Source organism: Bradyrhizobium jicamae (assembly GCF_001440395.1).
GTDB lineage: Bacteria > Pseudomonadota > Alphaproteobacteria > Rhizobiales > Xanthobacteraceae > Bradyrhizobium > Bradyrhizobium jicamae.
The window spans coordinates 34,835-55,090 of record NZ_LLXZ01000101.1; the positions used below are offsets into that span (position 1 = coordinate 34,835).

Consider the following 20,256-nt stretch of genomic DNA (forward strand, 5'->3'; position numbering starts at 1 on the left):
CTATCCATCCGCTTTCTTCAACACCGTCACATGGAGGCGGCGGCGGACTTCCATCCCCTGCCGCCGGTAGAGCGCGATAGCCGAATGATTATGGGTGAACACGTGCAGGAACGGAATTTCGCCACGCGACACGATGTGGCGGGAGATGGCCGATAGCAGCATCTGCCCGTAGCCGCGACCGCGATGGGACGGATGCACGCAGACCGCCGTGATCTCGGTATAGTGCGCCGGCTTCATGCGCTCACCGATCATCGCCACGAGTTGTCCATCGACACGGATGCCGAGGAAGGTGCCGAGCTCATGGGTCCGCGTGCTGAACGGGCCGGGCTTGGTGAGTTCGGTCAATTCGATCATCGCCGGCACGTCGTCGATACCAAGGGTGACGATGTCGACGCCATTGGCCGGCGTTTCAAGGATCGTCCCGATCATCTGCTCGCCGGTATCAGCGAGAACGATCTTGAAATCGGCAGGCGGCGTTACCGGATCGGGCGTGAACAGCACGGCGATATCCTCCGGCGACATCAACGCGCCAAGCGCGGCAAAACTCTCAGCGGACATGTCGGGCATATCGGCGAATGGCGTGATCGCCGTCGGATACCGCCGCGCGCGGGCGTCGCCTTCCGCCAGCGACTGTTGCGTGGTGGTGAGCGCGGTCCAGACCGGATGGTCGAGTGGATGGGTGGAGTTGTTGTGAACGGACATCGGGCTACTTTCATTCTCACATGCACGTCAGAACTAGCGATAATCACCTGGGTCCGCCATCTTGCCGCCTTCGCGCACCTCGGCGGTGTAGCGCCAGATGTCGGGCCGCGAGCCGTCGATATCCGTAAAGCCATAGTGGCGCGCGAGTTCACCGGAGCTGACCGACTTCTGATTCCACTTCGACCGATCGGAATCGGCGGCCAGCGCCGCGACGGCGCGACCGACATAGCGCGGCGATTCCGACAGCGCGAAATCCGGCGGCGCCTGGTGCTTGCCGCCTCCCCGCTCCGTCAGCGCCTCGCGCCAGTTCGTTTCAGTGACGCCGAAATTCTGCAGCATCATTTCCGAGCGCAGCCAACCCGGCGTAATCGCCACCGCCGTGGCGTCGTGGGCTGCGAGTTCGTGGCCCTGCGAATAAGCGAGACGGTTCACGCTCTGCTTGACGAGATCATAAAACACCGAGATGCGGTAATGCGTTGCGTTGTAATCGGCCGTGCCGTCGGTGACTTCCACCAGCAGGCCGCCGGGCTGCGCGACCAGCAGCGGCAGCAGGTAATGCGAGGTCACCAGATGCGTCTCGATGCCGAGCCGCAGAATCCGCAAGCCTTTCTGCAGGTCGAGTTTCCAGATCGGCGTATTCCACTGCGGCGGCCCGCCTTTCAGCACTTCGGCGCCCCAGATGTCGTTGACGAGCACGTCGACGCGGCCATGCTCGGCGCGGATACGCTCCGCCAGCGCCGCGACCTGCGCCGGTTCGAGATGGTCGACGGGAATAGCGACGCCTTTGCCGCCAAGGCTGGTCACGAGCTCGGCGGTCTCCTCGATCGTCTCCGGCCGGTCATAATCGGATCGCGTTGGAGCATCGGCGCGAGCGCTGCTGCGCCCCGTACAGATGACCGTCGCGCCGGCCTCGCCGAGCGCAGCCGCAATGCCACGGCCGGCGCCGCGCGTCGCGCCTGCCACGACGGCGATCCGTCCGCGAAGCGATGCCCCATGTGACACCACGCTCATCCTGCCGCTCCTTCACGCGCCGCCGCAATCCGATCGCATCAAAGCGCCGCTCGAGCGCATTGTCATGCCTACTCTGCCGTCGCCTTGATCAGATTGTCGCGAAGTGTAACGACGTTTTCCTGCAACCGCGCAAACTCGTCGGGCTTCAATCCGGTCGCGGTCACCAGATTCATGTGCATGCCCTTTTCGCGCAATCGCCGACCGGCCTCGGTGAGGCTGATGCGCACCTGCCGTTCGTCTGCGGGATCGCGCTGGCGGCGCAGATAGCCCATAGCCTCCAGCTTTTTCAGGATCGGCGTCAGCGTGTTGGATTCCAGAAACATCTTCTCGCCGAGTTCGCTGACCGTCTGGCCATCCTGCTCCCACAGTGCGACGATCGCGATCCATTGCGGGTAGGTCAGGCCGAGTTCGTCCAGGCCCTTCTTGTAGGCCCGCCCGAAGGCCAGATTCGCCGAATAGACCGCGAAGCACAGGAAGTCGCCGAGGCGCCGTTCGCCAGGCGACGGCTTGGGCTTCGGGTTAGCCTTTGAACTGTCTTTGGAATTGTCCCTGGCTCCGGCGCTTGAACCGGACCTGGAACCGTCATTCGGTCTCATGGGGTCGTCCTTTCCGACACGAACATGTGAAGTCTCGCATCCATATATATCGCATCCGATTAAATCGGAAGGCTTGACTTCATGTATCAGCAGCGCTTTATAGCGCGCATCCGAATATATCGCATACGATCTAACAACAGGAGAGAGACATGAACGCTACAGCCCCCCGTACCCCCGCCACGCCGGCCGTCGACCTGAAGCTCGAAATCGTCGTCATCCCGGTTGCGGACGTCGAACGCACCAAGCAATTCTACACAAACCTTGGCTGGCGGCTCGACGCCGATTTCGCCGGCCCCGACGATTACCGCGTGATCCAGTTCACCCCGCCTGGCTCCAGCGCCTCGGTCATCTTCGGCAAGAACGTGACCCCGGCCGCGCCCGGCTCCGCGCAGGGCCTCTATCTGGTCGTCTCCGACATCGAAGCCGCCCGTAAGGAGCTGCTCGACCGCGGCGTCGCGATCAGTGACGTGTTTCACGCAAATGGCGATGTGCACGTCGGCACGGACGAGCCCTATCTGTTCGGACGCAATCGTCTGAGCGGTCCGCATCCCGAGCGCGGCAGCTATCGCTCCTACGCCTCGTTCAGCGATCCCGACGGCAATGGCTGGCTGCTGCAGGAAGTCACTGCGCGACTGCCCGGACGCATCGACGGCAACGCCACCTCGTTCAACTCGTCGGCCGATCTCGCCGCTGCGTTCCGCCGGGCGGCCGCCGCTCATGGCGAATACGAGAAGCAGAACGGCGGCAAGCACGACGAAAACTGGCCGGACTGGTACGCCGACTACATCGTCAATGAACAGCACGGCCAGCAGCAGGCCGCATGACCAGGCGAAGCGATCATCGTCTTCGGCGGCGAACCCGCCGATGACGGATCTCAAACCAAGGAGCTCAACATGACCAAGCTGAAGACGATGCAAATCATGGCAATGGCGGCGCTTGTCGCCGGCGCCGTTCTGGCGCCGCTTGGCGCGCAGGCGCAGCAGAGCGGCGTCACGCGAACCGATCTGCAGCGGCACGATCTCAGCGCGCCCGGACGCGAGGCCATCCAGGTCCGCGTCGACCTCGCGCCCGGCGTGGCGTTTGGCAAGCACACGCATCCCGGCGAAGAGGTGATTTATGTGCTCGAAGGCCAGCTCGAATATCAGATCGAAGACAAGCCGCCGGTCACGCTGAAGGCCGGCGACGTGCTCTTCATTCCAGCCGGCGTGGTTCATTCGGCCCGCAATCCCGGCGGCGTCACCGGCAGCGAACTCGCCACCTACATCGTCGAGAAAGGCAAACCTCTCCTCACGCTGGTGAAGTGATAGCGCGGCCCAGAGGAGAGTCCGAGATGATCGAGATTGCGTTGGCATTGGCAGCCGGCTCGCTGACGGCGGCAGCGCCCTGCATCCTCCCGTTGCTACCGGTCCTGCTGGGCGCCTCCATCGGCAAACAAGACGGATGGCGACCGCTCTTCCTCGTGGCCGGTTTCATCACAGCCTTTTCCGGCTTTGCGATCCTGTTCGGCTCGTTCTCGACCGTCCTTGGCCTGTCGCACGACACCTTGCGGAAGGTCTCCGTCATCCTGCTCGGCAGCTTTGGCGTTCTGCTGCTGTGGCCGCAGCCGTACGAGTGGCTGATCGCGAGGTCGAACGGCCTGCTCTCGTTCGCCGACAGCGTCGTCACGAGCGCCGGATCAGGCAATGCAGGCGGCCTCGTTGTCGGGCTGGCGCTCGGCGTGCTCTGGACACCGTGCGCCGGGCCGGTGCTCGGCTCCATTCTCACGCTGATCGCAACGTCCGAAAACCTGACACGCGCAGCCCTGCTGCTCGTCGCATATGCGATCGGCGCCGGCATTCCGATCCTGCTGATCGCCTATGGCGGACAATACGCGACCACGCAAGTGCGGAAACTTGCGCCCTATACCGTCGCGTTGCAGCGAACATTTGGTGTGGCGGTGCTTCTCGTCGCGTGGGCCTTCTACACGCAATACGACAGCATCCTCGCCGTCTGGCTTTCGGAGCTTTATCCGAACCTTCAACTGGGACTATGACCATGCGCAAGCTTCTCAGCCTGATCGTCCTCGTTATCGTTGCCATTCTTGCCATCGCGCAGCTTGGCCCATCCGCGCTGCCAGGCGAAGAAACGACGCGGCAGGACTTCCGGCCCGCGCCGGAGTTCTCCGGGATTTCCGCCTGGCTGAACTCGCCGCCGCTGGCGACGGAAAGCCTCCGCGGCAAGGTCGTGCTGGTTCAGTTCTGGACCTACTCCTGCATCAACTGCCTGCGCACGCTGCCTTACGTCACCAAATGGCATGAGCAATACAAGGACAAGGGTCTTGTCGTGGTCGGCGTGCACACGCCCGAATTCGCCTTCGAGAAGGAGCGCGTCAATGTCGAGACCGCGATCAAGCGCCTGGGCATCCATTATCCGGTCGCGCAGGACAATCAGTACCGCACCTGGCGCGCCTTCGGAAATCAGTATTGGCCGGCTGCATATCTGATCGACAGATCCGGCACGATCGTCGCGACGCAGTTCGGCGAAGGCGGTTACCAGCAGATGGAAAACGCCATCGCGCATCTTGTCGGCGAGCGCACGCCCACCACGCAAACGAGCGATCCGGACTTGAGCGCCGTCGCAACGCCCGAGATGTATCTTGGTTCGGAAAAGAACGACGGCGCCATCGTGGATCAGCAAATCGCCGCATCGCGCGATCGGCCTTACGTGCTGCCGGACAGCGTGCCGCAGAACAGGTTCGCGCTCGCCGGCCGCTGGAACGTGACGGGCGACCGCGCCACCTCATCGGCAGACGGCGACGAAATCCTGCTTCACTTCGATGCGCCCAAGGTCAACATCGTGGCCGGCAGCGCTTCCCCACAAACATTGTCCGTGATCGTCGACGGCATACAGCAACCGCCGATCACCGTCGATGTAAGCAGGCTTTATTCCCTCTACAGCGGCCCGGGTGGCAAGCACGTGTTGCGGCTGAAAGCACCCAAGGCCGGCCTCAGCGCCTACAGCTTTACGTTCGGCTGAGCGATCGGGCGGAATGCGCGCTGCTATTCCGCCCTCTCCTGCCTCTACGCCGGCACCGGCGCGGGCCGCGCCGCCATCATCGGCCTGAACGTCATCATGATCAGGAACGCGCCGAGCCCCATGATCCACGAGCCGATATAGAGCCAAGCGTAGCTCGCAAAGGTGTCGTAGATCAGGCCACCGGCGAGCGGCCCCGTCGCCATGCCGAGGCTGCCGGCCATCGCCGTGCCGCCGATCACGGTGCCCATCATCCGCAGCGGAAAGTTTTCGCGCACGAGAACGGCGTAGAGCGGCATGGTGCCGGCATAGAGGAAGCCGAACAATGCGGCGACGGCATAGAACGCGGCAAGCTCGCGCACGAAGACGTAGCCGAGCGCGCCGAACGCCTGCGCCAGCAGGCCGAAGACAAGTATGCGCTTGGCGCCGAAACGATCGCCGAGCAGGCCGAAGGCGATGCGGCCGCCCATCCCGGCCAGGCCCTCGATGCTGTAGATGGTGACGGCGGCAATCATGGGTATGCCGCAACTGATGGCGTAGCTCACGGTGTGGATGATCGGGCCGGAGTGGGTCGCGCAGCAGAAAAAATTCGTCAGCAGCAGGATGATGAATTGCGGCGAGCGCAGCGCCTGCGCGAGCGACATCTCCGGTTCCGCCGAAGCGGTGGACGGCGCGGCCGCCTTGCTTTCGAGCGCGGGCGCGCGGCGCACCAGCAGCGACACCGGAATCATGATCGCGGCGCAGACGAGCGCGACGATCTGCATCGAGGTGCGCCAGTCATGGTTCGAGACCAGCCAGGCGGCGAGCGGCGACATGGTCATAGGCGCCATGCCCATGCCGGCGGAGACCAGCGACACCGCAAGGCTGCGATGGGTATCGAACCAGCCGGTGACGGTCGCCATCATCGGCGGCAAGATTGCAGCCGCGGCACCGCCAACCATCAGCCCAAACACGAATTGAAATACGACCAACGACGTCGCGACGCTGGCGAGTCCAAGGCTCGCCGCCAGCACGACCGAGCCGGTCAGCACCACCGGCCGCGGTCCCAGCCGGTCGGACAAGGTACCCCAGGCCATGCTGGTGAAGGCCATCGCGAGGAAGCCGACGGTCATGGCGCTGGATATGCCGGTCACCGACCAGCCGGTATCTCGCGCGATCGGCTGCAAAAACACCGGCAGTGAAAACATGCCGCCGATCGCGACACAGCCTAGCAAGCCGCCGGCCGCGACGATGACCCAGCGATAGCGCGCGTTTTCCATTCCATCTCTCCACTTTTTGCTTTCTCTGGGTGGAAGACGAATGGGATCGGTCGAAAGCTACAGGTCGCCGGGCACGCCGCCTCACTTTTTTGCGAGCAGCAGGCGGCGCAGCAAGGGCCTTGCCCTCCCCTCGATGAGCGTGCGCCTCGCCGGTCTTGGCGCAAGGCGCCAACGGTATTATGCCATCAGGATCATGACCATCCGTCCCATCCTCCGTTATCCCGACCCGCAGCTTGCGCTCCCGGCCGAGCCCGTAACCACATTTGACGGCGCGCTGCGCGACCTCGCCACCGACCTGCTCGAGACCATGCATGCCGCGCCAGGGATCGGGATCACCGCGCCGCATATCGGCATCCTGTTGCGGGTCGTGGTGCTCGAACTCGACCCGGTCGAGGGCGCGCGGACCTATGTCAATCCGGAGATCATCTGGGCATCATCAGAGACGATCCTGCACCGGGAAGGCAGCGTCTCGATGCCCGGCGTCAACGACGAGGTGAGCCGCCATGCGCGGGTCCGGATCGGCTATCACGACCTCGACGGCAACCCGCAGACCGAGGAATCGGAAGGCCTGCGCGCGGTCTGCCATCAGCATGAGATCGACCAGCTCGACGGCGTGTTCTGGATCAGACGGCTGTCCCGCCTCAAGCGCGAGCGGCTGATCAAGCGGTTCGACAAGATGTCGCGCAACGCCTAGAGCGCCTGACCCGAACGGATGATCGACTTTACCGACGCGCCAGCCGCTTCTCGTAGCGCCAGACTTCCAGGTCGAACGGGCCATCGGCCGTGTCGAGGCGACTGATCATCGTTCTGGCGAGATACCATCCGCACTTCTCATAGAATCTGGCGGCGCGCGCGTTGCCGATCGCGCAGGCGAGCCACGCCGTTTCGACACCCCGCTCCGACAACCGCGCTTCCGCATCTGTCATCAGCGCGGCGGCCGTACCGGCGCCGCGCGCTTCCGCGGCCACATAGAACTGGTAGAGCTCATCGCCCTTCAGCATCGCGAAGCCCAGCGGTGCGCCTCGCGGCCCGATCACCCGCACGTCGGCGAGCGCGGCGATCATCCGCTCGGCAAAGCTTTCGAGCGTGCGCGCCTGTGCCAATTCTGCCGGCAGGATCGCGGCGTGGGCATCCTGCCAGCCGTCGTACCACAGGCGCGCAAGTACGGTGGTTTCGGACGGATCAGGCGGCCGCGCCGTCATCGCAGCATCATCCGCCATCGTTCACCTTCATTTGGCCGATGGTTCGACCATCGGCGCGATCTTGCGGCCGGCGACGCCGGTGGCGCAGCCGAAAAAATACTTCGTGAACTTTACCTCCAGGCCGTGGGCGCGCAGCATGGCCGCGATCTCGGCCGCATTGCCGAAATTGGTGCTGTAGGTGCCGATCATCGCAAAATCCTGCGCGCCGCGCAGGAGCGTGCGCTCGATCAGCGGTAGAACCACCTTGAGGTGAAGCAGGTACAGCGGCCGGAGCCACCACCCTTTCGGATCCGACGCCTCGATCATGGAGAAGACGCCGCCGGGCTTCAGCACGCGCGCGAGCAAGGCGGCCAGGCGGGCATGCTGTTCCGGGTTGAACGTCTTCAAGCCGAATGTGGAGATGACGAAATCCGCGCTCTCCGGCGGCAGATCGCTCGCCAGCACGTCGTCCTCGATGAACTCGATCCGGTGGGCGCGATGGGCGTGCAGCCGCTCCATGGCGCGGCGATGCATGCCGGAGGAGATATCGACCGCGGTGATCGCGCCGACATCGTCGAACCGCTTCAACAGATGCGGCCATACCTCGCCGGTCCCCGCCATCAGATCGTAGCCGCGCGCACCGCCACCGGGCAGCGCCGGCATCGCCGCCACGCATTGCTTGCGCCAGCGCTCGGTGAAGCCGAACGAGCAGATCAGGCTGAAGGTGATGTAGCGGTCCGAGCAGCGGTCGAAGACGGCCTTCACGAACTGGGGGTCGTAGATGTCACCCATTGCGATTGCTTATACCCCTGCTCCCGCCGCTACCCCGCCTTCGCGGTGCGCACCCGCCCGGCCAGATGCGCCATGTAGTTGGCCTTGCCGATCCGCACGCCCTGATGCCTCAGGATGTCGTAGGCGGTGACGAGATGGAAGTAGAAATTGGGCAGCAGCCATTCGTCGACATAGAGATGGCCGGTGAATGAAATGAACCTGCCGCCCGGCAGAGCGATCCGCTTGTCGCGATCGAGCACGCGGTCATCGATCCCTGCGGTCCGTTCCGACAGATAGGCGATCGTGTCCTGCACATGCCGCTTCAGCCCGGCAAAATCCAGCTTCGCCGGATCGGCCTCGGGCGCCGCCGCATCGCTACACCAGGCGGCGAACTGATTGGGCTGGTTGCAGGTGAAGACGATCTGGTGCGGGAATGGAAACATGTCATGGGACAGCCGGGCTGCCAGCAGCGTTTCAGGGCTCTCCGCCTTCTCGCGCCATTGTGTCTCGGCGGCGTCAAGCAGACCGGCAAGCACCTGCAATCGCGTCGTAAAGATTTCGGTCGTTCGTTTCAGCACTGGATCGGACATCCCCTGGCAACTCCTGCTTCACTCAGCCGCCCCCGGGCGGACTTTCACGTCGTTCGCCGCACCATTAAGATTACGCCTTAACCAATAATTAATTATGTCTTTGCGGGCACGAAAGGCCCGGCTTAGCGTTTTGGGAATGCTGCCCAGTAACCTCTCAATGGGTGAGTGCCATGACCTATCGAACGACATTTATTGCATCCCTCAGCGCCGTCGCGCTTGTCCTTGCCGCGGGCGAAGCATCGGCCGATCCGGCCGCGGCACGCGGCGCGGGCGCCGCTCTAACGCGTCCGGCTTTCCCGGCATTCCCCAACTCGGGGCACCATCATCACCATCACCGGGGCGTAAGCGGCTTCTGGCCTGGCGGCATCGTCTACGGTCTGCCGAGCGATATCGACCGACCGGTGATCGTGGAGGCCCCGCCGCCAATCAAGCAGTCGGACGACCTACGTTACACCTGCGTCTATGACATCCCCTGGGACTACGTGCATCGCTGTCCGCAGTACAATACGCCGCGGTATTAGTTTTACGGTTGGCGCAATCCATCCGCTACGCCGCGCCATGGATCGCTTCCGCCTTCGCTCTTCGAGCTACGGCGGACAAGTCGCTGCGCTCGCAATGACGTCGAGATTGCGACGCAACATACCAGTGTCATCCCCGCGCATGCGGGGATCCAGTACGCCGCGGCCTATCGATTCAATCATGGACGTCTCTGGAATACTTGGTCCCCCGCCTTCGCGGGGGATGACAGCGGAGTATGACTTCGCGATCTCGCGGCGCATTTGCGCCCGAGGTTTGCATCTTCTTCTACGGATTGCGTTGACGCACGATAACAGTATGGCCAATTTCAAAGGACATCAGGTCCGCACCGACCTGGAGCGGGCCGTCATAGGTTTCGCGCGTTCCTGCCACGATATCTTCAACGGTTGCCCGAGGAATTTTGTCGCTGCCGAGAAAGACTAGATGGGAATAAACCGCCAGTTTCGGCTTGGCCAAAGAAAACACCTGCCCGGCTTCTCGGGGACTAGTGTGGTGGTCCATGACGCGCCGCATGTACGGATTTGAGGACAGCAGTTCAGTTCGAGCGACACAAACCTCGTGAATGAGCAGATCAACACCAGCACTATATTTTATAACGTTTTGGTCGTAGCGGGTGTCGCCCGAAATCACCACCGCGCGACCTTTGTATTCAATACGATAACCCACGGCGGGCTTGATGGCCGCCCCGTGATCGACCGTGAAAGCGATCACCTTGACGTCGTCCCTGTCATAGACGACGCCGTCCTTCTCGAACTCCTCCACGACCGTTGCGATACCCTCAGGCGACAGCTTTTCGTCCTCTAGCCGGATTTTGATGTCGAGAGCGTAAGCAGCTTCGAGGCTGGTCATCAGTGACTTCGCGCCAACCGGGCCAATCAACCGAAATGGCTCCTTCCGGCTATTATTCAGCCACCCCGTGAGCCATAGGTCAGGGATGCCCAACGTGTGGTCCGAATGATAGTGGGTAAGGAAAAGAGCATCGACCTTGCTCATGATCGTGCCCTTCGTCATGTTGATTTGCCGCAAACGGATAGTAGCGCCCCGCCCAGCGTCAAACAGCAGTTTCTGATTTCCTGCCTCTACGAGCGTGCTAGGGCCGAACCGATCCGGATCAGGAATTGGCGTACCGGTGCCGAGCAATGTGACCTTGAAATCGCTGTCAGCCCTGGTCTGCGCATTGACGGCTGCGAAAAGAAGGCAGCGCCGAAGTCGCCATCGCTAGTGCCGCTAGCGGTGCGCTCGTCGCCGCGATCAAGCGCCACATCGAGGCCGAGATCGAGGCGCCGTCGTTGACCACCGAGACGCTCTGCAAGCGATTCGGCGTTTCGCGCACCCAGCTCTACCGGCTATTGGAGCCCGACGGCGGGCTCTACCGCTACATCCGGGAGCGCCGGCTCGACCGCGCTTTCCGCCGGTTGATGTCGCCTGCAGGCAACGGGGCGCGCCTGATCGATCTTGCATTCGAATCGTGTTTCAGCAGCGACAACACCTTCATCCGCGCCTTCCGTCACCGCTTCGGCATCACGCCTGGCGAGGTGCGCGAACTGGCGATAGCGCGCGCGCAAGACGACAACGGCCGCGCCGGCGCGGCGCTCGGCTTCGACCCGGCCGCCGCCCTGCGGCAGCTTACGGTGAGATAGCAGTCCGAAGGCGGTTCCCGAAAATCGTACGGCGAACCGATTCCGAATTCACCGCGCGCGGCCTGCAAAAAACACGACCGTTCACGCGTTAATATTACCCATTTGGGACGCGCTGCACATTGCGCGGTGTCAGAGTCCGTTAAGGTCGCCCCTATGACGCAAGGGGCAATTGAGTGGACGTGATGCGGAAGGGGAAGGCGTCGTTGCGCTCCGGCGCGACTGCGGGAAGGCGGCGAGAGGACGGGGCGAGTTTTCGTCGGCGCGGGCAGCTTACCGAAACGGGTCTTTACAGCTATCAGGCGCTGAGCGCGAGCCGCGGCTGGCGCGTGGCGATGGCTGGCACGGCCGCAATCAGCGCGCTGTGGCTGATAGAGCCGCGGCCGGCGCAAGCCGCACCCGGCGGCTGCACGACGGTCGGAACGACCGCGAGTTGCACCGGCGATCAATCGGGGGGGATCTGGGCTGAATTCGATCACACCGCCGTCGATACGCTCAACGTCAATTCGCTGACCAGCAATATCGCGCCGGCCGCCGGCATGTCGGCCATTGACTTCGTGCGCCCGACCGGATCGGTCACCATCAACAGCGACATGGGACCCCACTCCATCACCGTGACCGGAGCCGCCGACGGCATTCGTGCCTCGTCCAACGCGACGGGAGCGTGGGAAACTGGGGTGTTGACGATCAACCATACCGGCGACATCAGCTCGGCCGGCGGCTACGGCATCTATGCATCCGCAACTGGCCTTTTCGGGCCCATCGGCGTCAACATCACAAGCAGCGGCACAATCTCGGCATATCGTGATGGCATTTACGGTTACGCCAATGCCGGTCATTCCGGCGAGGTCGCCATCATGCACAGCGGCGACATCAGCTCCAGCAATGGTAATGGCATACATGCCTATTCGTACATGTACGGCATCTCTATCGCGAACGCCGGGAATATCAATGCGGCCAGTTTCGGCATTATCGCGGACGGTAACTTTCGCGTCGCGATCGACAGCATTGGAAACATTGCTGCAAGCGTTGGCATCGATGCCGTCTCAGTGTCGGACGATGTAACGATCTCGCAAAGCGGAAGCATCACGGCCGTTCAGGGCGGCATTCAAGCGTTCGCCTGGAAGTCCGCAACGATCAACCGGTCTGGCAATATTGTCTCATCCAACAGCACCGCCATCTTTGCGGAGGCCATGGACCATATCAACATTACCAGCCGTGGCGATCTTATCGCGCATGACTACGGCATTCTCGCAAGCGGGTTGCTCGAGGTCGTGGTGAACAGCACCGGCAACATTACCGCGGGTAACGCTTCCGGCATTTATCTCGCTTCGCAGCGGGGCATCTCGGTCACCAGCCGGGGAAACATCCGCGCGCATGACGATGGCATCCACGTTTTTGCCGCGGGGAGCGCCACGGTGAACAGCACCGGCAACGTCATGTCGATGAGCGGCGACGCCATCTACGCAAGTTCGCCCCTCAATGTCGACGTTACGGTCAATGGTGGTGTCCTATCCGGCGCTCATGCGGGCATTTATATGGATGGCGGCGGGATCAATACCCTGACTGTTGGCGCGACGGCGGCGGTCACCGGAGGTCTTTACGCGGTCGTAGCCGGCGGCGGCAACGACACCGTGAACAACTCGGGCATGGTCGCCGGCAATGTCGACCTCGGCGGCGGAGCGAACGCCTTCAATAATTTTTCGGGCAGCGTGTTCAACAGCGGCGCGACGACCAACCTCGGCGCCGGCAACATGCTGAGCAACAGCGGCACGCTGGCGCCGCTCGGCGCCGGCACTGTCGGCACCACGACGCTCACCGGTAATTTCGTTCAGACCGCGGGCGGCAAATTCGCCGTGGACGTCGATCTCGCCAACCGTGCCGCCGACCGCCTCAACGTCAGCGGCACGGCCGGCCTCGCCGGCACACTGACGCCGCATCTGACGAACCTCTTTGGGGGACCGCAGACCTTCACTATCCTTTCCGCTGCCGGCGGAACCAGCGGCGCCGGGCTCGATCTCTCCGTGCAGAGCACGGCGGTGGTGACCTACGCGCTGTCATATCCGAACCTGAACGATGTCAATCTGACCGTTGCCGTCAACTTCGCGCCGTCGGGATTGACGCCAAACGCGGAAGCGGTGGCGAAGGACTTGCAGTTGGCTTACCTCGCCGGCGGCGGTGGTCTCAGCCATCTCTTGACCCACCTCACAACGCTCGATTTTGCGCCATTCGCGGCGAGCCTCAACCGCCTGACCCCCGAGCCCTATCTCGCGCAGTCGCAGGCCGTGCTCTGGTCCGGCTTCGACTTCGCCAATTCGCTGTTCAGCTGCCCGGTTCCGGGCAGCGGAGCCTCGCTGATGGGCGAGGAAAACTGCTATTGGCTGCGTCCCAACGGGCATGTGGCCTCGCTCGGCGGGCACGATGGCTACATGGGTTTCACCGAGAGGGCATCCGGCCTCACCGGAGGCGTGCAAGGCCAACTGGCCCCCTATTGGTATCTCGACGTCGGCGCCGGCTACACGCGCTCGCGTATCGGCACCGACACGTCTTCCGCCGAAGGCGACGTGTTCCGCGGCGGCGCTGCGCTCAAATACATCCGCGACAACTGGCTGGTCGCCGGCAGTGTGAGCGGCAACCTCGCCCGCTACAACGCAAGCCATTACGGTATTCCCACCGCCGGCACCGCAACCGCGCAATCCGATACAGGCACGCTCGATCTGCGGCTGCGTTTCGCCTATGCCTTCGGGACATCGGCATTCTACGTCAAGCCGCTCGTTGATTTCGATGCGGTGGGCCTGTGGCGCGGGGCGATCAACGAGAGTGGGGCCGGCGCGCTTAACCTGCACGTGCAAGGCCAAAATGATTGGCTGGCGTCGGCAGCGCCGGCGGTGGAGATCGGGACGCAGTGGCAGCAGGGCGGCTACACGTGGCGGCCTTATGTGCGGGCCGGCGCTCGCTTCCTGAGCAAGGATAGTTTCGGAGCGACGGCAAGCTTCGCGGGATCGCCGGCAGGCATTGCGCCCTTCAGGGTCACCTCGCCGCTTGATCAGACCTTGGCCGAAGTCTCCGCCGGCTTCGACGTCTGGCAAGGCAACAATTTCAGTCTGCGCCTCAGCTATGACGGCCGTTTCGGAAGTCACACCACCAATAATGGCGGCGCACTCGAATTGCGTGCGGCGTTCTGAACAGGATGATGCAGGCCAGCGTCGACGACACAGACTGATCGTCAGACCGGATCAGGCGCAGCCCACCCTGCCGCGAAATGTAAAGCCAGCATAGAATAGGCTGACGTTCGGGAAGCCGGCTTCCCGCAGGATCGCTTCGTCCTGCTCGGGTGAGAGGATGGTCAGGTGCGAATCGATCGCAGCCGCCTGCGGTTGAGATCGACCGAAGCTGTATGGGGAGGATTAGCGAACGCGTAACCCGCCGCCACGCCAGTTCGTCACGATGGGACACCAAGGCGTTCGACGATTACTTCCTCGCCACGACGAACGGCCGCGCGTCCTTGCCGCGGGAGGCATGGCGGGCGCGTTCGACGATTTCAAATCCGGCCGCCGACATCTCGCGTTCCAGATCCTCCGCGGACAGGAACGCCACATAAGGCGCCTTGCCGACGAGCTGCATCAGGGGCAGCGCGAGGCGCAGCAGCGAATTCATTTCCTTCAGGCACGGCGTCTTGGAGATGAAGAGCCCGCCGGGCCGCAGCAGGCGATGGACGCCCCGCAACGCCGCTTCGCGCTCCGCCACCAGATGCAGAACGTTGAAGCCGAAAGCGACGTCGAAGCTCCCGTCCGGCCACGGCGCCCTCTCGGGCCGCGCCACCTCGAACGTGGCATTGCTGCAGCCTTCAGCTTTCGCCTTTTCGCGCGCGATCGCGATCATTTCGCCGGATACGTCGGTCGCCACGATGCGCCCGACCGACGGCGCAAGCTTCAGCGCCGTCGTTCCCGTTCCGCATCCGAACTCGAACGCCGCCTCCACCCCCTTTAGATAATGTCGGGTCCGCTCGAGCGTGCGCTCATAGCCCGCCATGTCGGCGATCGGATCGCTGGCATATTTGCGCGCAGCACGATCCCAGAACTGCGCATCGCTTACGAGACGAAACATGGTGTGTCCTCCGCGGCGGCTTCTAGCATATGCGCGGGAATTGAAAACGGCAGATGACAGGCTGGGCGAAGGCGGAATGCGCGACGCTATTCCGCCTTGCGCGATGCTTTTCTTGCCGCTTTTCGAGCCGACCAACGCGCTCGAAATCGCTTCAAGGCGCGCAGTGTCATGGGGGCAACCGCTTGAAGCGCTAGCGAAGCACCTCCGGCTACCAACCCTTTGACAACATCGAATGCCAATTCGGGCCAAAAGTACCACATGACCCCTGCGTCCTTCTTCACAGGGGCACCGCCGGGCAGCAGTGGGCAGAATAAAGAAATAGAAAAAGCCCCGTCCGTTGCCGGCGGGGCCCAGAAAATCTCTGTACGCGGTTCAGCGCACGCGAAACCTCTTTGGTTCACCCGCTCAAGGTGGACTCAAGAATGAGAGAGGCACACATCGTAAGTGCCGTGCGATTGGAACCGCGCATAACGACCCTCCGAAAACGAAAACGAACGGCCCGTAGCAGAACTGCACCGACGGGCCGTCATTCCCCCTATCCAACCAGACGGGACAGCACCTGTCTGTGTGCCATTTCACAATCGGCAGCATATATGCGCTGCCGAGTTGACCGATTTCGCGCGGCAATCCGGTATCAGCTCTCAGGATGCGCGGGCGGTATTAACCGCCAATTGAGCGGCGAAAGCCCGTTGGTAGGCAGGTCGTGCTTCACCGCGGGCGAGATAGGCGGCTAGCTTTGGGTATTCGTCCAGAATGCCTGATGATTTCAGCCTGAGCAGCACCGACACCATCATCAGGTCGCCCGCGCTGAACGCACCATCGAGCCAGTCGGCATCGCCGAGGCGTGTGGAGAGTTGTTTCAGCCGGTCGCGAATGCGATCCTCGACCAGCGGCAGGCGCTCCTCATGCCAGGGCTTGTCAGCCTCCAGGATCTTGGCGGTTACAAGTTCAAGGATCGGCGGCTCCACCGTGTTGACCGCGGCAAACATCCAGGTAATCGCGCGCGCCCGGGCATTGGCATCGTCAGGCAGAAGGCCCGCATGGCGCTGGGCGATATGGAAGACGATCGCCCCTGTCTCGAACAAAGCGAGATCGCCTTCCTCATAAGTCGGTATCTGGCCGAACGGATGAAGCGCCAAATGCGCCCGTTCCTTCATCGCACCGAACGAAACGAGGCGAACCTCATAGGGTTGGCCAGCTTCCTCAAGCGCCCAGCGAACGCGCGTATCGCGCGCCAATCCCCTGCCGCCATCGGGTGACCGTTCAAAGGCGGTAATGGTGATGGTCATCGTGAGGCTCCTCGTGGTCATCGGCTGGCGTCGGAACGACGAACAGGGTTTTCGGAAACCGACATCGTGCTGCAATTTTTCTACAGGTCGAGGCGCAGGGCGCGAAGGTCGCTCAGGCGACCTTCAGATCATTCGCCGCGGCTTGACCAACCGGCCAATCATGTAATATCGTTAGTTACATGAGAAGAGACACTCGATTGTCAGGCGTGTTGCACGTCCTGCTCCACATGGCCGAGCAGAAAGAGCCGGTGACGTCAGAGGCACTGGCGAAGGCCATGGACACCAATGCGGTGGTGATACGGCGGATGATGTCCGGGCTGCGGGATCACGGCTTTGTGCGATCGGAGAAAGGCCATGGCGGCGGATGGTGCCTCGTCCGGGACCTCGCGAAAATATCGCTGCGGGACATCTACGAGGCGCTCGGCCGACCGTCGCTGTTCGCCATAGGAAACAGAGCGCAATCACCCAAATGTCTCGTCGAGCAGGCCGTGAATGCCGCGCTCGACCAGGCGTTCGACGATGCGGAGGCGCTGCTGCTGTCGCGCCTCGGCAACGTGACGCTCGCGATGCTGAGCGCCGACTTTCAGAAACGCCTGGGTGACCGGCGCAACCGTCATCGTCTGGAGATCGTTCATGCATCATGATGCGGCAACACAGGTATGGCAGACGCACTTCTCCGATCCCGTGGCCGTGGCGCGCTATGCCGAAGGGCCGCCGCGCTTCGTGCCCGGCTTTGCGGACCTTCACCGCATGACCCGCATCCTGCTCGCGGAACGCGCGGCGCCGGATGCGCAAGTGCTGGTGTTGGGCGCCGGTGGCGGCCTGGAACTGAAGGCGCTGGCAGAGGCAGAGCCGCACTGGCGCTTCATTGGCGTCGATCCCGCCGCGGCGATGCTGAAGCTGGCCGAGCAAACGCTCGGGCCGTTCGGTACGCGCGTGCAACTGCATCAGGGCCTTATCGACGATGCGCCCGATGGGCCGTTCGATGCCGCCACATGCCTGCTGACGCTGCATTTCCTCGACCTCGACGAACGGCGGCGGACCGCAAGGGAAATCCACCGCCGCCTTCGACCCGGCGCGCCCTTCGTGGTCGCCCATTCCAGTTTTCCACAAACCGAGGACGAGCGCACGCGATGGCTATCGCGCTACGCCGCCTATGCGATCGCATCCGGCGCCGATCCGGACCAGGCCAACAATGCCCGCGCCGCCGTCGATGCCAGCCTGAGCTTGCTCAGCCCGGAACAGGACGCGCGCGTTCTGAGCGAGGCCGGCTTTCGCGATGTCGAACTGTTCTACGCCGCGTTCACCTGGCGCGGCTGGGTTGGCTACGCCTGAAGAGCGGAACCCAGGTAACCCTCTGATCTTTCTGCCCTCGGCTGCCTGCAAAAAAATTCGGTGGCGATGTCGGGACGCCGGTTGTTCGAACGTCCTTTGCCGAGAACCAGCCGTCATCGCCGCCTTGTGCGGCCATTCAAGGAGAGGTCCGATGAGCAAGAACATGATCTGCCTTTGGTACAATCACGACGCCGAAGAAGCCGCGCAGTTTTACGCAAAGACGTTCCCGAACAGCAGCGTCGACGCTATTCATAAAGCACCATCCAACTTTCCCGGCGGCAAGGCTGGCCAGGTGCTGACGGTGCAGTTCACCGTGTGCGGCGTGCCGTGCATCGGCCTCAACGGCGGTGACATGTTCAAGCACAGCGAGGCCTTCTCGTTTCAGATCGCGACCGACGACCAGGCCGAAACCGATCGCTACTGGAACGCGATCGTCGGCAATGGCGGCACCGAGAGCCACTGCGGCTGGTGCAAGGACAAATGGGGCCTTTCGTGGCAGATCACCCCGCGCGTGCTGACCGACGCGATGGCCAAGGGCGGCGACGTCGCCAAGCGCGCCTTCGCGGCAATGATGCCGATGGGCAAGATCGACGTCGCAAAGATCGAGGCCGCGGTGCGGGGATAGAGTGAAGCGGCGTCAGCCTCCAGCCATCAAGTCGCTGGCGAGCGCCATGTAAGCCGGCAGCGTCACAGGGTCGTTGGCGGCGTTGCCGCCGGCGCTCACCCGGGCTACGCTTGCTAATCCACCCTGCCCGCTTTGAGCTGCTGCATGATCGCGAGACCATCGACGATATTCCAGGTTTCAACGATCAGCCCATCGTGATTGAAGCGATGCAGGTCCCAGAACGTCGTCTCGATGCGACGGTTGGTCGGCGCCACGCCCATGACGGAGGTCGAATGGATCGCGCTCGACGTGCACCGTCCCATCACCCACTCCCCCTCGGCTACGACATGTTCAGCGACGATCTCCAGATTGCTCCACGTCGCATGCATCGAAGCGAGAAATGCCCTGATATGTTCACGCCCCGGACCAACCTCCCGCGATCGCATCTGATGGTCGGCCGAGTAATAAGCCATACATGCATCGAGATCCCGGCGGTTGAACGCGCTCTTGGCCTCCAGATAGTTGTTCTTGTTGCGCGCCGCCGCTTCAACTGCTGACATGAGGATCATCGCTCCCGGCTCACCACCTCTGCTACCCTATCCGTCGCCTGCCACTTCGGCGTAGAATAAACGTGCGATCATTGGAGGAAGCGTTGCGCCCCGGCGATACCGCCTTTTCGACCTCGGTGTTCTCGGTCGATGTCGCAGGCGTCGCCCGCCACCCGAACCCCGTCACGTGCGTGGTAAGGGGGCGGCGCGGGCCGCTCTCGGTGGTGGGCCAAGGGCAGTCGGTCACCGGAGATATCGTGATCATCCGGCCGGGGGTCGAGCATCACATCATCTGCGGAGAGGGTGGCTTGAGCGCCATGTACCTCGACGGCGCCCGTTGGCCAGGTCCAGGCACGCTGGCAGAGAGGCTTGAGGGCCGCCTCGGTGAACTGGCTCTGGCCGGGATGAAGCTCGATTCCGGTGCGCAGCGAGAGTTGCGCGAGCGTCTCGACCACGGTCAGGATCGTCTTTCCCGAAGGATAGGCGCCGTACTGGAGGACCTGGCGGCAGAACCGATGGCGAGGATGAGCCAGGACGAATTGGCCAAGCGGCTGGGACTGGAGCGCACCCAGGCGCTTCGCCTGTTCAAGCATTCGACCGGGACGACCTTCCGCCAATTCAAGCGGTGGACCGGACTGCAGCATGCTGCGCGCCTGATCGTCGCTGGCGCACGCGTGAGAACGGCCGCCATGGACGCAGGCTTCGCCGACACAGCGCACCTGACCCGGACCTTCAAACAATGCTTCGGACTGACGCCGTCCCAGGCCATCGCCGGTTTGCCCACGATTGGCGGCGGGTGATTGGTTGCCGCCTCTGGCTGGTCTACTTTCTAGAGAGCATGAGGGTGTGAGCTCGCATTCTCGCGACGCGTTGCGCCCGAGGTTTGCATCTTCTTTTGCCCTCCTCGATATCAGAGTGCGCAGGGAAGACCCGGGTGCTTGCTGCACCCGAGGTCTCGCGTGCCGTTGCGCATAGCAAAAGGTGCACACGAGCATACAGGTACAGCGGGAGCAGCCCGGCCTTCCCTGCGCAAGGCAATGTTGTGGCGGGAAAATACCAATCAAATCAACGGCGAGA

23 protein-coding genes and 1 pseudogene are annotated in these 20,256 nt (G+C 63.0%); 12 read left to right on the forward strand and 12 right to left on the reverse strand.

The window, feature by feature from the left end; translation table 11 throughout:
- From CQ12_RS15775 to CQ12_RS15785, 3 genes are all read right to left on the reverse strand, one after another.
- Positions 1-702, reverse strand: a complete 702-nt coding sequence (locus tag CQ12_RS15775) for a GNAT family N-acetyltransferase (RefSeq protein WP_057836219.1) — start codon at positions 700-702, stop codon at positions 1-3.
- A gap of 33 nt (positions 703-735) precedes the next feature.
- Positions 736-1,713, reverse strand: coding sequence for an SDR family oxidoreductase (locus CQ12_RS15780; RefSeq protein WP_057836220.1), 978 nt, complete (start codon positions 1,711-1,713; stop codon positions 736-738).
- Between the two features lie 68 nt (positions 1,714-1,781).
- Positions 1,782-2,309, reverse strand: a complete 528-nt coding sequence (locus tag CQ12_RS15785; protein WP_083519305.1) for a MarR family winged helix-turn-helix transcriptional regulator — start codon at positions 2,307-2,309, stop codon at positions 1,782-1,784.
- A 149-nt stretch (positions 2,310-2,458) separates the two neighbouring features.
- On the opposite strand from CQ12_RS15785, the gene CQ12_RS15790 reads away from it, so the two are divergent.
- From CQ12_RS15790 to CQ12_RS15805, 4 genes are all read left to right on the forward strand, one after another.
- Entirely contained in the window at positions 2,459-3,133 is a 675-nt protein-coding gene (locus CQ12_RS15790) for a VOC family protein (protein ID WP_057836221.1), read from the forward strand.
- 78 nt (positions 3,134-3,211) lie between these two features.
- Positions 3,212-3,613, forward strand: a complete 402-nt coding sequence (locus CQ12_RS15795) for a cupin domain-containing protein (protein ID WP_057836237.1) — start codon at positions 3,212-3,214, stop codon at positions 3,611-3,613.
- 26 nt (positions 3,614-3,639) lie between these two features.
- On the forward strand, positions 3,640-4,341 hold the full coding sequence (locus CQ12_RS15800) for a cytochrome c biogenesis CcdA family protein (RefSeq protein ID WP_057836222.1): 702 nt from the start codon (positions 3,640-3,642) through the stop codon (positions 4,339-4,341).
- Between the two features lie 2 nt (positions 4,342-4,343).
- On the forward strand, positions 4,344-5,324 hold the full coding sequence (locus CQ12_RS15805; protein WP_198164165.1) for a thioredoxin family protein: 981 nt from the start codon (positions 4,344-4,346) through the stop codon (positions 5,322-5,324).
- Positions 5,325-5,368: 44 nt separating this feature from the next.
- On the opposite strand, the gene CQ12_RS15810 is transcribed toward CQ12_RS15805, so the two are convergent.
- A complete protein-coding gene (locus CQ12_RS15810; RefSeq protein WP_057836224.1) occupies positions 5,369-6,580 on the reverse strand; it encodes an MFS transporter in 1,212 nt (403 codons plus the stop codon).
- A gap of 193 nt (positions 6,581-6,773) precedes the next feature.
- Here CQ12_RS15810 and CQ12_RS15815 point away from each other — a divergent pair, with 193 nt between their 5' ends.
- Complete coding sequence (locus tag CQ12_RS15815; protein WP_057836238.1) at positions 6,774-7,274, forward strand: peptide deformylase; 501 nt, start codon at positions 6,774-6,776, stop codon at positions 7,272-7,274.
- A 28-nt stretch (positions 7,275-7,302) separates the two neighbouring features.
- Here CQ12_RS15815 and CQ12_RS15820 read toward each other — a convergent pair whose 3' ends face one another.
- The 3 genes from CQ12_RS15820 to CQ12_RS15830 are packed head-to-tail and all read right to left on the reverse strand — an operon-like array spanning position 7,303 to position 9,122.
- Complete coding sequence (locus tag CQ12_RS15820) at positions 7,303-7,800, reverse strand: GNAT family N-acetyltransferase (protein WP_245309936.1); 498 nt, start codon at positions 7,798-7,800, stop codon at positions 7,303-7,305.
- Between the two features lie 9 nt (positions 7,801-7,809).
- Positions 7,810-8,553, reverse strand: coding sequence for a class I SAM-dependent methyltransferase (locus CQ12_RS15825; protein WP_057836225.1), 744 nt, complete (start codon positions 8,551-8,553; stop codon positions 7,810-7,812).
- Positions 8,554-8,582: 29 nt separating this feature from the next.
- Entirely contained in the window at positions 8,583-9,122 is a 540-nt protein-coding gene (locus CQ12_RS15830; RefSeq protein WP_057836226.1) for a DUF1993 domain-containing protein, read from the reverse strand.
- Positions 9,123-9,292: 170 nt separating this feature from the next.
- Here CQ12_RS15830 and CQ12_RS15835 point away from each other — a divergent pair, with 170 nt between their 5' ends.
- The gene (locus CQ12_RS15835) at positions 9,293-9,643 is read left to right on the forward strand and encodes a hypothetical protein (protein WP_057836227.1); all 351 of its coding nucleotides are present in this window, start codon (positions 9,293-9,295) and stop codon (positions 9,641-9,643) included.
- A 283-nt stretch (positions 9,644-9,926) separates the two neighbouring features.
- Here the strand turns inward: CQ12_RS15835 and CQ12_RS15840 are convergent, their stop codons facing one another.
- Positions 9,927-10,799: an MBL fold metallo-hydrolase gene (locus CQ12_RS15840; protein ID WP_083519306.1), complete on the reverse strand. Its 873-nt coding sequence runs from the start codon at positions 10,797-10,799 to the stop codon at positions 9,927-9,929.
- Positions 10,800-10,948: 149 nt separating this feature from the next.
- Here CQ12_RS15840 and CQ12_RS15845 point away from each other — a divergent pair, with 149 nt between their 5' ends.
- Positions 10,949-11,299, forward strand: a complete 351-nt coding sequence (locus tag CQ12_RS15845) for a helix-turn-helix domain-containing protein (protein ID WP_057836228.1) — start codon at positions 10,949-10,951, stop codon at positions 11,297-11,299.
- A 182-nt stretch (positions 11,300-11,481) separates the two neighbouring features.
- Positions 11,482-14,481 carry an autotransporter outer membrane beta-barrel domain-containing protein gene (locus CQ12_RS15850; RefSeq protein WP_057836229.1) on the forward strand — a complete coding sequence of 1,000 codons (3,000 nt, stop codon included), beginning with the start codon at positions 11,482-11,484 and terminating at the stop codon, positions 14,479-14,481.
- A gap of 51 nt (positions 14,482-14,532) precedes the next feature.
- Here CQ12_RS15850 and CQ12_RS46340 read toward each other — a convergent pair.
- The 3 genes and pseudogenes from CQ12_RS46340 to CQ12_RS15860 form a co-directional block, all read right to left on the reverse strand.
- Positions 14,533-14,646 (reverse strand): annotated as a pseudogene (locus CQ12_RS46340) (methyltransferase); the annotation flags it as partial.
- 121 nt (positions 14,647-14,767) lie between these two features.
- Positions 14,768-15,403 carry a class I SAM-dependent methyltransferase gene (locus CQ12_RS15855; RefSeq protein WP_057836240.1) on the reverse strand — a complete coding sequence of 212 codons (636 nt, stop codon included), beginning with the start codon at positions 15,401-15,403 and terminating at the stop codon, positions 14,768-14,770.
- 641 nt (positions 15,404-16,044) lie between these two features.
- A complete protein-coding gene (locus CQ12_RS15860; protein ID WP_057836241.1) occupies positions 16,045-16,692 on the reverse strand; it encodes a glutathione S-transferase family protein in 648 nt (215 codons plus the stop codon).
- 179 nt (positions 16,693-16,871) lie between these two features.
- Between CQ12_RS15860 and CQ12_RS15865 the strand changes: the two genes are divergently transcribed.
- From CQ12_RS15865 to CQ12_RS15875, 3 genes are all read left to right on the forward strand, one after another.
- Entirely contained in the window at positions 16,872-17,336 is a 465-nt protein-coding gene (locus CQ12_RS15865) for an Rrf2 family transcriptional regulator (protein WP_057836230.1), read from the forward strand.
- The gene (locus CQ12_RS15870) at positions 17,326-18,027 is read left to right on the forward strand and encodes a class I SAM-dependent methyltransferase (RefSeq protein WP_057836231.1); all 702 of its coding nucleotides are present in this window, start codon (positions 17,326-17,328) and stop codon (positions 18,025-18,027) included. The genes CQ12_RS15865 and CQ12_RS15870 overlap by 11 nt, the downstream gene beginning before the upstream one ends.
- 151 nt (positions 18,028-18,178) lie before the next feature.
- Positions 18,179-18,652 (forward strand): VOC family protein, encoded by a 474-nt coding sequence (locus CQ12_RS15875; RefSeq protein WP_057836232.1) that lies wholly within the window; start codon positions 18,179-18,181, stop codon positions 18,650-18,652.
- A gap of 113 nt (positions 18,653-18,765) precedes the next feature.
- Here the strand turns inward: CQ12_RS15875 and CQ12_RS15880 are convergent, their stop codons facing one another.
- Positions 18,766-19,191 carry an ester cyclase gene (locus CQ12_RS15880; protein WP_198164166.1) on the reverse strand — a complete coding sequence of 142 codons (426 nt, stop codon included), beginning with the start codon at positions 19,189-19,191 and terminating at the stop codon, positions 18,766-18,768.
- A gap of 92 nt (positions 19,192-19,283) precedes the next feature.
- On the opposite strand from CQ12_RS15880, the gene CQ12_RS15885 reads away from it, so the two are divergent.
- Positions 19,284-19,979, forward strand: a complete 696-nt coding sequence (locus tag CQ12_RS15885) for a helix-turn-helix domain-containing protein (RefSeq protein ID WP_057836234.1) — start codon at positions 19,284-19,286, stop codon at positions 19,977-19,979.
- Positions 19,980-20,256 lie beyond the last annotated feature (277 nt).